Source organism: Geofilum rubicundum JCM 15548, from assembly GCF_000974365.1.
In the GTDB taxonomy this organism is placed as follows: domain Bacteria; phylum Bacteroidota; class Bacteroidia; order Bacteroidales; family Marinilabiliaceae; genus Geofilum; species Geofilum rubicundum.
In genome coordinates this window covers 21,034-34,614 of record NZ_BAZW01000017.1, presented here as the reverse complement: position 1 = coordinate 34,614, position 13,581 = coordinate 21,034, and the positions used below count along the sequence as shown (strand labels likewise).

Annotated in this window: 9 protein-coding genes, 1 tRNA gene and 2 pseudogenes; 6 read left to right on the top strand and 6 right to left on the bottom strand. The window is 48.1% G+C overall.

Annotation, left to right across the window (positions count from 1 at the left end):
- Positions 1-144 precede the first annotated feature (144 nt).
- The 3 genes and pseudogenes from sppA to JCM15548_RS09705 all read left to right on the top strand — a co-directional run bounded on the left by sppA (position 145) and on the right by JCM15548_RS09705 (position 3,846).
- Entirely contained in the window at positions 145-1,908 is a 1,764-nt protein-coding gene (gene sppA / locus JCM15548_RS09715) for a signal peptide peptidase SppA (RefSeq protein ID WP_062124797.1), read from the top strand.
- Positions 1,909-1,984: 76 nt separating this feature from the next.
- Positions 1,985-2,940, top strand: a pseudogene (lpxK, locus tag JCM15548_RS26275) (tetraacyldisaccharide 4'-kinase).
- Positions 2,941-3,033: 93 nt separating this feature from the next.
- Positions 3,034-3,846 carry a purine-nucleoside phosphorylase gene (locus JCM15548_RS09705; protein ID WP_062124796.1) on the top strand — a complete coding sequence of 271 codons (813 nt, stop codon included), beginning with the start codon at positions 3,034-3,036 and terminating at the stop codon, positions 3,844-3,846.
- 61 nt (positions 3,847-3,907) lie between these two features.
- Here JCM15548_RS09705 and JCM15548_RS09700 read toward each other — a convergent pair whose 3' ends face one another.
- Both JCM15548_RS09700 and JCM15548_RS09695 read right to left on the bottom strand, forming a co-directional pair.
- A complete protein-coding gene (locus JCM15548_RS09700; RefSeq protein ID WP_062124795.1) occupies positions 3,908-6,016 on the bottom strand; it encodes a lamin tail domain-containing protein in 2,109 nt (702 codons plus the stop codon).
- The gene (locus tag JCM15548_RS09695) at positions 6,013-6,492 is read right to left on the bottom strand and encodes a hypothetical protein (RefSeq protein WP_062124793.1); all 480 of its coding nucleotides are present in this window, start codon (positions 6,490-6,492) and stop codon (positions 6,013-6,015) included. Before JCM15548_RS09695 ends, JCM15548_RS09700 begins: the two co-directional genes overlap by 4 nt.
- 124 nt (positions 6,493-6,616) lie before the next feature.
- Here JCM15548_RS09695 and JCM15548_RS09690 point away from each other — a divergent pair, with 124 nt between their 5' ends.
- Positions 6,617-7,627 (top strand): aspartate-semialdehyde dehydrogenase, encoded by a 1,011-nt coding sequence (locus JCM15548_RS09690; RefSeq protein WP_062124791.1) that lies wholly within the window; start codon positions 6,617-6,619, stop codon positions 7,625-7,627.
- Positions 7,628-7,762: 135 nt separating this feature from the next.
- A pseudogene (locus JCM15548_RS09685) lies at positions 7,763-9,432 on the top strand (formate--tetrahydrofolate ligase).
- On the opposite strand, the gene hflX reads toward JCM15548_RS09685, so the two are convergent.
- From hflX to JCM15548_RS09670, 3 genes are all read right to left on the bottom strand, one after another.
- Positions 9,429-10,661 carry a GTPase HflX gene (gene hflX, locus JCM15548_RS09680; RefSeq protein ID WP_062124788.1) on the bottom strand — a complete coding sequence of 411 codons (1,233 nt, stop codon included), beginning with the start codon at positions 10,659-10,661 and terminating at the stop codon, positions 9,429-9,431. The pseudogene JCM15548_RS09685 and the gene hflX overlap by 4 nt on opposite strands.
- A 123-nt stretch (positions 10,662-10,784) precedes the next feature.
- Positions 10,785-11,468 carry an energy transducer TonB gene (locus JCM15548_RS09675; protein ID WP_062124786.1) on the bottom strand — a complete coding sequence of 228 codons (684 nt, stop codon included), beginning with the start codon at positions 11,466-11,468 and terminating at the stop codon, positions 10,785-10,787.
- 224 nt (positions 11,469-11,692) lie between these two features.
- On the bottom strand, positions 11,693-12,367 hold the full coding sequence (locus JCM15548_RS09670) for an energy transducer TonB (protein WP_062124784.1): 675 nt from the start codon (positions 12,365-12,367) through the stop codon (positions 11,693-11,695).
- A 302-nt stretch (positions 12,368-12,669) separates the two neighbouring features.
- Between JCM15548_RS09670 and JCM15548_RS09665 the strand changes: the two genes are divergently transcribed.
- Positions 12,670-12,743: transfer RNA gene (locus JCM15548_RS09665), tRNA-Ala, on the top strand.
- Between the two features lie 87 nt (positions 12,744-12,830).
- On the opposite strand, the gene JCM15548_RS09660 is transcribed toward JCM15548_RS09665, so the two are convergent.
- Complete coding sequence (locus JCM15548_RS09660; protein ID WP_157482607.1) at positions 12,831-13,520, bottom strand: hypothetical protein; 690 nt, start codon at positions 13,518-13,520, stop codon at positions 12,831-12,833.
- Positions 13,521-13,581: the final 61 nt, after the last annotated feature.

The window sequence follows — 13,581 nt, the reverse complement described above, 5'->3', positions numbered from 1 at the left end:
GGTGAAATCCAATCAGGTCATTTCAGGAATTAATCAGGTAAAATTGCACCACAACAAGCATTGTTCAATTGATTTTTTGTAAATTAGCCCATAATTTTTTCAAACATACAACAGAACTTTCCTTATTCCTAAAAACTGCAAGTTATGAGTAAATTTTTAAAGTATTTTTTAGCCGTTATAGCAGGCTCAATGGTATCGGCTTTTTTCTTTCTCATGGGCATCGTCATTTTCGTGAGTATTCTGGCTTCCTCCTCCAGTCAGGAAGTTAAGGTGGCCGACAACTCCATTTTGGTTCTGGATCTGAAAGGCCCTATTGTCGAGCGTACTTCCGACGACCCGTTTGAGCAAATCATTTCTGAATTGTCGGGTCAGGTGGCCCCTGTCGGTCTCAACAAAATACTGGCTTCCATTAAAAAAGCCAAAAAAGACGACCGCATCAAAGGTATTTATATGGAATCGGGCATGGTCATGGCCGGTTATGCCACCATCGAAGAAATTCGGAACGCCCTGATCGATTTTCGGGAATCGGGAAAATTTGTTCATAGCTATGCCCCGGTCTATACCCAAAGTGCCTACTATTTAGCATCGGCTGCGGATAAAATTTATCTTAATCCAACCGGCATGTTGGATTTTCAGGGAATAAGCGCCTCCTATACTTTCTACAAAGGAACCCTGGAAAAGCTGGGCATTGAGATGCAGATTTTCAAGCACGGCGAATTCAAATCGGCTGTTGAGCCATTTATTTTAGAGAAATTAAGTGATGCCGCCCGCCACCAGTCGGAAGTCTATTTGAATTCCATCTGGGACCACGTTTTGGCCAAGGTGGCCGACAGTCGCTCACTCAACATGGAAGCCCTGAATCAAACCGCTTCGCAGGCGCCCGTACTGATGGAGGACTCATTGATGCTGGCATCCGGTTTGATTGACGGCTTCAAATACAAGGATGAGGTGCTCAATGAACTGAAAAGCCTCACCAACACCGAAGAAAAGGATGATCTTAATGCCTTGAACATAAGCAAATACAGCTCCGTTTATCTGCCGGACGAAAAGAAAGGCCTTGAAAAAAATAAGATCGCTGTCATTTACGCAGAAGGTGCCATCGATGGCGGTTCCTCGGATGGCATACAATCTGAAGACCTTTCCCGTACCATCCGGGAAGCCCGCCGCGACAGCTCCATAAAGGCCGTCGTGCTAAGAATTAACTCCCCCGGAGGTTCGGGCCTGGGCTCTGAAATCATTTGGCGGGAAGTGCAGCTGACCAAAAAAATCAAGCCGGTTATCGTCTCTATGGGTGACCTGGCGGCTTCGGGCGGATACTATATTGCCTGTGCGGCCGACTCTATAGTGGCGCACCCCACAACGCTCACGGGAAGTATAGGTGTATTTGGCATGATCCCCAACACAGAGGGCCTGCTTAAAAAAATCGGGGTGACCACCGACCGGGTTAAAACCAATCAGTTTGCTGACTTTCCGGTGCTCGACCGGCCATTTACTGCGGATGAAAAGCAGTTGATGCAAGGCTACATTGAACGCTTTTATGGCATCTTCCTGAAACGTTGTGCCGATGGCCGACAGACCACCGTTGAGGCCATCGACGAAGTGGGCGAAGGTCGCGTTTGGAGCGGCGAAAATGCCCTGGCCATTGACCTGATTGATAAGCTCGGCGGCATTGACGAGGCCATTGCCATTGCGGCCGGCATGGCTGAACTTGAAAACTACCGCTTGGTGGAATTGCCCGAAATTTTAACCCCCATCGAGCAAATCATGAAAAGCATGTCCGAAAATGCGTCTGCAAGAATTGGTCAGCTCTTCCTGGGAGAACAGTACCAGATCCTGAAGACCATCAATGACTTAAAGACCGCACATCCGGTACAGGCGCGCATGCCTTTCGATGTCCAACTGAATTAATTCAACATTCATTTGCGTAAAAAGGGAACACCCGGAAGCTGGATGTTCCCTTTTTATTCCTTCAAAATCAGACCAAATGTTCCGGATTCGTCGCTTGTTACTCCCCTTGTCCTGGCTCTACGCCACCATTATGGCCTTGCGCAACAAGCTGTTCGACTTCGGCATTCTGTCTGCCACATCGTATCAGCTACCGGTCATCTCAGTGGGCAACTTAACGGTGGGCGGAACCGGTAAAACGCCCGTCACCGAGCACTTGCTTCAGTTGCTGTTACCCGCCAAACGTTGTGCCACCTTGTCGCGCGGCTATGGCCGGAAGACCAATGGGGTAATCATTTCAGGGGCTTCTGACAACTTCACCACCATTGGGGATGAGCCCATGCAAATGAAGCTGAAATTCCCACATGCCACCATTGCGGTGGCAGAAAAAAGGTGGATGGCATGGAAGCCCTGCTGAATCAATCGTCTCCGCCGGATGTCGTTTTATTGGATGACGCCTTTCAGCACCGCTATGTAAAACCGGGATTATCGATCATGGTCATGGATTATCACCGCCCCTTATGGAAGGACACCTGCCTGCCGGCAGGTAATCTCAGAGAAAGTGCCAGCGGCATTAACCGGGCAGACCTTATCATCATCAACAAGTGTCCGCCCCACTTAAAAAGAGAGACGGCCCATGAACTAAGCAGGCGACTCCGATTAAAAAACAAACAACCGGTGTTCTTTACTAGTATTGAGTATGACGATCCTGTAGCCTTGGCAAACGGTCCATCCGGACTTTCTTTTACACAAATTTTGCAGCAGACGAAGTCTCCTTTTATAGCTATTGCGGGCATCGGCAACCCTATCCCCTTTTTCGAAAGCTTAGAACGCTTCCATGTACCTTTTAAAACCAGAACTTTTAAGGACCACCATGCTTATACTTCGGATGATTTGGAACTAATGGCCGGCTGCAATGGTCCATCTCGGAAGTGCGAACCCCGATTATTACCACAGAAAAGGATGCTATTCGGCTGCGAAACACGCCTGGAATGACCCCGGAACTACTTTCAAGTATCTGGTACATCCCCATTCACTTGAAATTTCTGTTTAATGAACAAGCCACTTTTGATAAAATAATTACTGATTATGCTAAAGAAAATAAGTGAAACAGCAGACTTTTTAAAATCTGCACAGACCACCCATCCACGGATAGGGATTATTTTGGGAACGGGACTTGGCGGCCTGGTAAAGGAAATCGCCATTGAGAAAACCATTCCTTATGCAGAGATCCCGAATTTCCCGGTTTCTACCGTAGAAGGTCATCAGGGCCAACTCATCTTCGGAACCATCAAGGGGCAACCCGTCATGGCCATGCAGGGGCGCTTCCATTACTACGAAGGTTATGATATGAAAGAGGTGACCTTTCCGGTCCGCGTCATGAAGCAAATGGGCATCACCCATTTGGTCGTTTCCAATGCCAGTGGGGGACTGAACCCCGATTTCAAGGTGGGCGACATCATGATCATCGATGACCACATCAACATGTTTGGTGACAACCCCCTGCTGGGCAAAAACATCAACGAACTCGGCCCCCGTTTTCCGGATATGAGTCAGCCCTACAACCACGAGCTGATTGACCGCGCCCATGCCATTGCCCAAAAAGAGGGCATCGAATTGAAGCAGGGTGTCTACGTTGGCGTTGCCGGTCCCACCTTTGAAACGCCGGCCGAATACAAATATTTCCGCATCATTGGCGGTGATACCGTTGGCATGTCCACCGTTCCCGAAGTGATTGTGGCGCGTCACGGGGGAATGACTTGCTTTGGTGTTTCCATTATCACGGATTCAGGGGTTCCCGGACAAATTGTTGAAATTTCCCATGAGGAAGTGCAGGCAGTGGCCGCAGCAGCAGAGCCCAAAATGACCCGGGTTATTGCGGAGCTGGTCGCGACTATTTAAAGAAAAAAAATCCACGAATTACGCCTGCGTCAATGAGCGAAATTAGCGGACAAAAATCGCGTCAATGAGTGGACAGTACCGTGACTTTTTTGGCTTCTTTGACCGCTCCGGAGGGGTGAAAGCAGCGGACCAGTAACACATAAATGCCCGTTGAACAACGGGCATTTTGTTCATTGAGTCCGTCCCACGAAAAAAAGCCACTGGTACCGGCCAGCTCATTGTTGACCAGATACCTGACGGGTTGACCAGCCCGGTTGTAGATGGTGACGGAACAGCTGTATCCGGGTTTTTCAAAGGCATAAGAGATGCGCAAAAGGTCGTCGATGCCATCCTGATTGGGCGTGAACACCCCGGGCTCAAGGGAAATAAAATCAGGGGCCGTGGAACCCTTGGGAGGAAGCGACTGAGAATTTTCTCTTCCGGGTGTTGCATACCCCTCATCCGCCGATGCGGAATGCCAGTTAAACTCCTGTTGGGTGGGTGCATCCGCATCCATGCGCTCCAGCGACACTCCCTTGGTGGTGCTCAAAAGCGGGTAGTGTAAAGCCTCACTGTAGGTAAAGGCGTCGATGACCGACGCTTTCTTGTCACTTAAAACAACTGTTCCTCCCGCCACCACATAGTTGGGCATGCCCTCCGTCAGAACGATCCCAAGTGCTTCCGGCACATTGTAAGTTGCCATTAACCCTTCCCTATCACCTGTCAGCACCAGATATTCTCCCGGAAACAAGGCCCGCTTCACAGTCGATAGGGGCACCAAAGTCTCGGGCAGACCAGCTTCGTTGCTGCGCGATAAGAAAAGCCCTGACAAGTCGATGTGCTTGTCAGACCTATTGTACAACTCCACAAAATCGGATCCGCCTGCTGGCGGATCATAGAGGAGTTCATTAATCACTACATCAAAGGGCTGCGCGACCAGGGGACGGGCAAAGCGAACCGGTCCATGCGTCACCAAAGTATTACCTGCCAAATCTGCCGGCATTTTCCTAAAGGTCATCTCACAACCCCGGTTTTGGGGGAGCTTATGGGTAAAGCAGACTTCCAGTCCGGAATGAAAGGGTTCGGTCAGCCGGGCCGACTGAACGGATAAACCGCCCGGCAAAAACCAGGCATCCTCCAGGTCCGATAAGAAGTCAGAACCCATGGGTTCAGTCATTTGAAATACCACACATGAATCGCTCTTCAGATACACACTTTCGATGCGCGGTGCGGTCTCATCCGGGAGTTGGGTCGACAAAGAATTGGGCCGGCCGGGTGTTCCCCCCACGTTATCGATGGAATAATCCCAGTTGGTCGGGTGGCCCGACAAGTTATGGACATCCCTCACCTCGAGCGACCAGCCGCCATCGCGTTTGAAACCTTCCTGTCCCATATCACGCCGGTAATGACAAGCGGCCACCACATCCCCGAAATTATCGCGAAGCACCATTTCAGCGCCGGAAACCGGCAATTGGGACCAATCCGTCAGCTCCAGCACATTCTCCACAAAAGACCAAAGGGTGGCCTGCCCCGATGGCACCAACAGCAGATACTCCCCGGGATAGAGGACACCCTCCTTTAAGATGGCCCGCCGGGACCCGACCTCCAGGGTGAAACCGGACACCGGTATCGGCTGCTCGCTGCGGTTAAAGATCTCCAGGTAGGAAGTTCCGGGCAGTCCCATTGAAGGCGATGGATCGGCCATGACCTCCGAAAACACCAAGTCGTAGCGCTGTGTTTTGTAAAAATAGAGCGTGAAAGCGGCTCCTTCAACGGGTCCACCATTGGCACCCAAAACCGACTGCAGGCCAGCTTCAAGTAACCGACCGTTGGGGTAGTCCTCTGCCAAATGAATGTGCACATGAACGGGATCCATCCATGAAACAGAATCAATGGCGGGACCACCGTCCAGCCAATAGAAAGCGTTTTTATCAAAGGTCTCCACACGTATTTCCCGGCTAAAGCCAAGGCGTACCGTCCGGGCATCCACCACCTCCCACGTCTCCACTCTGGAGGGAACCGTATCTCTGAAAGCGGCCCCCTCCGTCAGAAAATCCATGAACCAAAACAGCGTGCTACGGGTGGAGGTATAGTGGCAACTCAATCCGAACCATGCCGACGAAAAGCCTTCTGTAGCAACCACGCGTCCCTCTTCCTGCCAAACCCCGTCCCTGTTTGTTTCCAGAATCATCTCCCCTCCCTGTGTCGGGTCACCCTGACCCGACCCTCAGGGTGACTACTGTTGAGTCGCCCAGCCTCCCCCTTTATCAACCGTTCGTGCTGCCCGTTTTTCACCTGCCACAACGAAACGTGGTCATCGCTGCTTCCCAGCACCACATAAAAAGCGGCATGAAGCTGCGCGAGATCGGTCCCGTCCGCCGCTAAATAAACCCGGGCATAATTGGCCGAAGAAGGATTAAAACCCATGCGAAAGGAAAACTGCCAAATGGCCGCTTCCATGCTTTGGGAGGCCGTAAACAGAAAGGCTGTGCCGGCCTCAGCCGGAGCATTCAACCGCAAAGACGATGGAGCCTCATCCACTATAAACCAGTCTGAAAGACCCAGCCATTCCGGATTCTTAACAAAATCACCATCAGAAAAATTATCAGAAAATTGGGCATACAGAGAGCAGCCCTGAAGTAGTAAAACAAGAAAAAACAAACGCATGTGGGTACAGGTTATGTTATAATTATCTACCTTTGTAATTGCTAACTAATTAAATTGTAAGCATAAAGACGCTACAATTTACGCATTTTTTATTTTTTGTAAAACTTAAATACTTTATCCAGGGATGAAAGTAGCTATTGTAGGTGTTAGTGGAGCTGTTGGACAAGAGTTCCTAAGCGTATTAGAAGAAAGAAATTTCCCTATGGACGAACTGGTTCTGTTTGGTTCGCCCCGAAGTGCGGGAAAAAAATATGTTTTTAAAGGTGAAGAGCTCACAGTTAAAGAGCTTCAGCACAATGACGACTTCAAAGGTGTGGACATTGCGCTGACGTCTGCAGGCGCCTCCACTTCTAAAGAATATGAAAAGACCATCACCAAACATGGTGCCATCATGATTGACAACTCCAGTGCTTTCCGTATGGACAGTGATGTGCCTTTGGTGGTGCCGGAAGTCAACCCCCAGGCATGTGCCCACATTCCCCGCAAGGTGATTGCCAACCCTAACTGCACCACCATTCAGTTGGTGGTTGCCCTGAAGGCCATCGAAAACCTGTCGCACATCAAAAGCGTACATGTATCCACCTATCAGGCAGCCTCGGGTGCCGGTGCCACTGGAATGGAAGAATTGCACAACCAGGTGCAGGAAATTGCCAAAGGTGATATGCCCACGGTCAGTAAGTTTCAACATCAGCTGGCCATGAACATTATTCCGCATGTGGATGTGTTTACCGAAAACGGCTACACCAAGGAGGAGATGAAGATGTACAACGAAACCCGCAAAATCATGGGAACGGATGTTCAGGTGAGTGCGACTTGTGTGCGTGTACCGGTGATGCGGGCGCACTCTGAAGCTACCTGGGTAGAAACCGAGCGCCCCATCTCGGTTGAAGAAGCCAAAGCCGCTTTCAACAGCGCTAAAGGCATCCGGGTAGTAGACAACCCAACGACCAATGATTACCCCATGCCTTTGTTTGTAGCCGGAAAAGACGAAGTGTTTGTCGGTCGCATCCGGAAAGACTTGTCCAATCCCAACGGCTTGACTTTCTGGACCGTTTCTGACCAGGTAAAAAAGGGTGCGGCGCTTAATGCCGTGCAGATTGCAGAATATATGATTGAAGCAGGATTGATCAAATAGGAAATCATTATCGACCGACAAGAGGCTGTCTGAACTTTGTTCAGGCAGCCTTTTTCTTTGCCTGTCCTTGCCCCGTGCATCGTTCTTTCATCCTTTTTTCGTATATTCGATATTCCAAATATAACCATTCAGATTATGCTGTCAGATATTGAAATAGCTCAAGGTACCGCACTTAAACCCATCAAAGAAATTGCATCCAGACTGCGAATTCCGGAAGACCAATTGGAACCATACGGACATTACAAAGCCAAACTTCCCTTATCGCTGATTGACCCGGAAAAGATGAGGGGCAAGAAACTGATTCTGGTTTCTGCTATTTCACCCACCCCTGCAGGTGAGGGAAAAACAACCATTTCAATTGGCTTAAGTGAGGGCTTGAACCGCATAGGGAAGCAGACCACCGTTGTGTTGCGGGAACCGAGCCTGGGACCGGTTTTCGGCATTAAAGGCGGAGCACCGGAGGCGGACATGCACAGGTAGTACCCATGGAAGACATCAACCTCCATTTTACGGGTGACTTCTCGGCCATTGAAAAAGCGAACAATTTGTTGGCGGCACTGATTGACAATAACATTCAAAGCAAACCGGCCTCTCTGGGTATTGACCCCCGAACCGTGCACTGGAAGCGCGTTATGGACATGAACGACCGGGCATTGCGACGTATTATTATCGGATTGGGAGGAACGGCTTCCGGCATTCCCAGGGAAACGGGATTCGACATTACAGCAGCCTCAGAAATTATGGCCATTTTATGCCTCTCTGAGAACTTTCATGACCTGAAAGAACGCATAGGGAATATATTTATTGGTTTCACGCTGGACAAAAAACCTGTTTTTGCACGCGACCTGAATGCCCAGGGGGCGATGGCCGCTCTGCTCAAAGATGCCATTAAACCCAATTTGGTTCAGACACTGGAAGGCAACCCGGCCATTATTCATGGTGGCCCCTTTGCCAATATCGCTCAGGGAACCAATTCGGTGCTGGCCACAAAAATGGGGCTTTCTTTATCGGACTATGTTGTCACCGAAGCCGGATTTGGTTTTGATTTAGGGGCCGAAAAATTTCTGGACATCAAGTGTGTTTCTGCCGGTCTGCAGCCGCAAGCGGCGGTTTTGGTGGCCACCGTGAGAGCTTTAAAATACCATGGCGGTGTGCCTTTGGCCGACATCCAAAAACCGGATGCAGAAGCTGTGGCCCGGGGCACAGAAAACCTGGAGAAGCATCTGGAAAACATGCTCAAATTCAATATTTGTCCGGTGGTCGCCATCAACCACTTTGCCGATGACACAGAGGAAGAAATACAGGCCATCACGGATAAATGCCGTGCGATGGGTGTCAAATGCGCTGTGGCCAGGGTGCATGCCCATGGGGGACAAGGCGCCGAGGAATTGGCCACCCTCGTCAGTCAGGTAGCAGAAGCTTGCCAATCAGATATGACACCACTTTACGACTGGAACTGGAGCATTGAGAAAAAAATAGAAACCATTGCGACCCAAATCTATGGGGCTTCGGCCATTGATTACACACAGCAAGCCCGGGCCGACCTGAAAAAGATTCAGGACCTGGGACTGGAACACTTGCCTGTATGTATCGCCAAGACTCAAAAATCACTGTCAGACAATCCCCAATTATTGGGACGTCCGGCGAATTTCATCGTTACAGTACGGGAAATTGAGATCGCGGCTGGTGCCGGATTTGTGGTGCCCATCACCGGTAACATTATGCGCATGCCGGGGTTACCTGCCAAACCAGCGGCTGAGAACATAGACATTAACGAGGAAGGGAAAATTACAGGTCTTTTTTAAAAGTCATCCTCCGCATCATCCATGTCCTCCGCATCCGGATAAAGGAAATCATTATAAGGAAAACGCGTTACATGAATTTTCATCACTTCATGGTACAAGGTATCGCGAAACTCCTCAAAATTGGTCTTCTCCAGAGCGGAAATAAAAATGGAAGGCGTTCCCCTGGCCATCCAGGTCTGCTTCAATTCTTCCAGGGAGACATTGGCACGCGTGGAAGGGGTTAAATCATCTGCTTCCTTTTCGATGTGGGAAAAGGCATCCACTTTATTAAAGACCAGAATCGAAGGTTTTTCCCGGTCATCGATTTCATGAAGCGTCTCATTCACCACATCTATTTGCTGTTCAAAACCGGGGTGAGAAATATCTACAATGTGTAACAACAGATCAGCTTCCCGAACCTCATCCAGGGTAGACTTGAAGGACTCCACCAAATGATGCGGCAATTTCCGGATGAACCCAACAGTGTCGGCCAGCAAAAAAGGCAAATTACCGATAACCACTTTCCGAACGGTCGTATCCAGAGTGGCAAACAGTTTATTCTCGGCGAAAACTTCACTTTTACTTAAGGCATTCATCAGGGTGGATTTACCCACATTGGTATAACCCACCAAAGCCACCCGGACCAATTTTCCGCGATTTTTTCGCTGCGTGGCCATTTGGCGATCAATTTTCACCAGGTCATTCTTCAACTTGGAAATAATATCCCGAATAATGCGTCGGTCGGTTTCAATTTCCTTTTCACCGGGTCCCCGCATACCAATACCGCCACGCTGTCGTTCCAGGTGGGTCCACATGCGGGTCAGGCGTGGCAAAAGGTATTGGTATTGTGCCAGTTCTACCTGCGTTTTTGCGTGTGCCGTACGCGCGCGTCTGGCAAAAATATCCAAAATCAGATTGGTTCGGTCCAACACTCTCCTTTTCAGGGTAGCTTCAATGTTTTTCAATTGGGAAGGGGACAATTCATCGTCAAAGATGACACCGGATACATCCTCATGCACCTTCAGATATTCCAGAATTTCCTGCAGTTTACCACTGCCGACATAAGTCCGGTTATCGGCCATGGTGAGCGACTGTACAAAACGACGAACAGGGACCGCACCGGCTGTCTCAGCCAAAAATGCCAACTCATCCAAATACTCATTCACCAGACTTTCACTTAAGCCGGGTGTTCGAACAGCCACCAGTATTACTTTTTCAAGATCTGTATCGGTCGATATTAAATCACTCATTCATTACGGTTTTAGTCCACAAAAATAAGGGAAATTTTGCCACGAACATAGCGCTGCAAAAACAAAAAGCCCGGTTTCTAAAAACCGGGCTTTTCGTACCTATTTCTTTTTGTAAGAATCTGTCTACTGAAGCACAAAGTTAATGGGCACAGTATAAGAAACTCTTACCGCTCGGTTACGTTGTTTTCCGGGCTTCCACTTGGGCATGGCCTGAACAACACGTAAGGCTTCACGATCAAGACTTGGGTCAACCCCTCTTAAAATAGTGGCGTTGGTTACGGCGCCGGTTTGATCAATTACAAACTGAACATAAACCCGTCCCTGGATACCATTTTCCTGGGCAATGACAGGATAGCGCACCGAAGAAGCCAAATACTTCTGAAGGGCTTCCTGACCACCGGGAAACTCAGGCATCTCTTCCACAATCATAAAAATTTCACCAGCATCTCTGGTTTCTTCTTCCATAACCATGTTCGAGAAATCAACCATATCATCCTGATTCATCTCCGTATCCATGATTTCCAACTCATCGTCCAGCTCCACATCATCTTCAACGATGTTCAAAATGTCAGCGACAGCTGGCGGTGGAGGTGGTGGAGGTGGTTTCACTTCTTCCTGACGGGTGATTGGAATAATCTCTTCCTCTACCTCGATATCCTCTTCCATGAGACTCTGATCGATGTTTACATCGGTTGAAGTCCACTCAAAGGCAATCAAAACCAAAGAAAGCACCACAACAAGTCCAATCTGCATAAAGACCGTCTTCTTGTTTTCTAGATCCGCTTTGGGTGACTTTTTAACTTCCATAACAAATGGTTACTGATTATTAGACACTTAAATTTATGACAAAAACTCTATTTTGACAAGTAGAAAGGCAATAAATCTCCATATTAAAACAGAGAGGTAAAAATAAGTTTTTATGGCGACATAATACAAGGTTTTTTACCTATTATTACTGAAACAGGCCTCATTTTTTATAAAATTAACACACGCTAACTTTTGGCCAATGGGCTTAGATAAACACCAATAGCTTATCTATGAGCAATTTGAAAGCTAATGGGCACTGTAAAAAGCACATTCACCAATTGACCATCTTTCACTCCCGGCTTCCAGTCCGGCATGCTCTCAATGACTCTCAGTGCTTCCTGATCGAGAGAGGGATGCACGCCCCGCTTCACATTCACCCTGGTAATTTTCCCATGCCTGTCAACCACAAACTCTACATACACACGGCCTTCAATCTCATTGCTTATGGCCTCCCGGGGATAGCGCACGGATGAAGAAAGAAATTGAAAAAGGGCCTTTTCGCCACCCGGAAATTCAGGCATCTCATCAGCTAACAGCAATACCTCCTCCCGCTCCTCGGCTGGTCCTTCCAGGGCGGCCCAATCCCATTCAGCATCAGGTTCAAGTTCAGAAGATCCCAGGTCCAGGGTCTCTTCCAATTCAGAAAAATTGTCTTCAATTAACAAGAGATCCACACTTTTGGGCATCGGGGGCTTTTCCACCTCCTTGTGTGTAGTAATGGGAATGATCTCCACAGGGACATCCATTTCAACACCGTAAAAATCTAAAGTACTGGCCTCAACAGCCGAGCTCCATTCAAATGCAACCAGGGATAATGCCAAAGAAACAATCAACCCGATTTGCAAAAATACCGACCTTTTGGTTTCAAGGTCGCAACGAGGTGCTTTTTTAACTTCCATGATACAAGGTTTAATGGGTTTGCTTATATTAAGTTATCGTTAATATTACCGTTGAACAAACTCCTTATCGTTGTTTAACTTCTGTTGTTAATTTTATACACGGATCAAGCCCTGTTTAAGGAAAACCACAGTATCCTATTAACTTTGTGTGGTTAATTTTAACCATAATAACAGGGCGCTTTTACCCGACTTTTGGAAAGTCCGGGATAAAACACCTATTATGCAGGCTTCAGGCAATATTTTTCTCAAATCACTTGGAGGGTATTGCTAAAATAATTTATATTTGCACTCGCTAAAGAAACGGGGGCATAGCTCAGTTGGCTAGAGCGTTTGACTGGCAGTCAAGAGGTCAGGGGTTCGACTCCCCTTGTCTCCACTCTTAAACAACAAGGCCTTACATGTTCAAACATGTAAGGCCTTGTTGTTTTTTCCTTCCTCTGACGAAAAAACACCAGAATATGGATCAGAACAGGGATTTTCGATTACCAAAAGTAAATATCAAACCGCCCATCAGGGAATTGGCGGCCACTTGCTCACGTTCAAACCCACTATAGACACTTAGGAATTCAAAATGGTAGACCAGTTTTAGTCCGAGACGCTGCGTAAGGCGGTAATTCATCTCCGGAGATATTTTGGCGCCAAGTCCTGAACTGGTCTCATTCATCTCAAGAACAGGCCGATAGGTTCCTTCCCTATTTTCCGGGACTATTTCGTTATCGATATTCAACAATCGTTCCCCTGAATAAAAGTGAAATTGAGGCGCAAGCGCCAGGCCAAACCTTATGCGGTTATATAGTCCGCCGGACTGATAAGCCGAATGCAAAACAAGGCGTGGCCCCACCGTTAAAAAAGCACTCCCATTGGTGCTGATTTCAGCAAATCCATGATCTGAATCCGGACCTAAAAAATGATGATAGCCCATGGCCACACCTCCTGCCAGCCAGGGGTTAATTTTGTGCTCATAGGAAACTTCAACCTTCAAGCCGGACTGATGAACGGATGAAGGAAAAAACAACTGATTTTCACTTCCGGTCAACACGCCGTAACCCCCATTAATGCTAAGGAGTTGACGCGTCTCTAAAAGTTGTCCAAAACAAACAACGGTCAACATACTGAGAACAAAAACCAACACTATTTTCTTAAAAATCTCCATCCGGAATAAATCTGTAAATAACATTAATAACCAAATAAAACACATCCCCGTTAATGTCTTT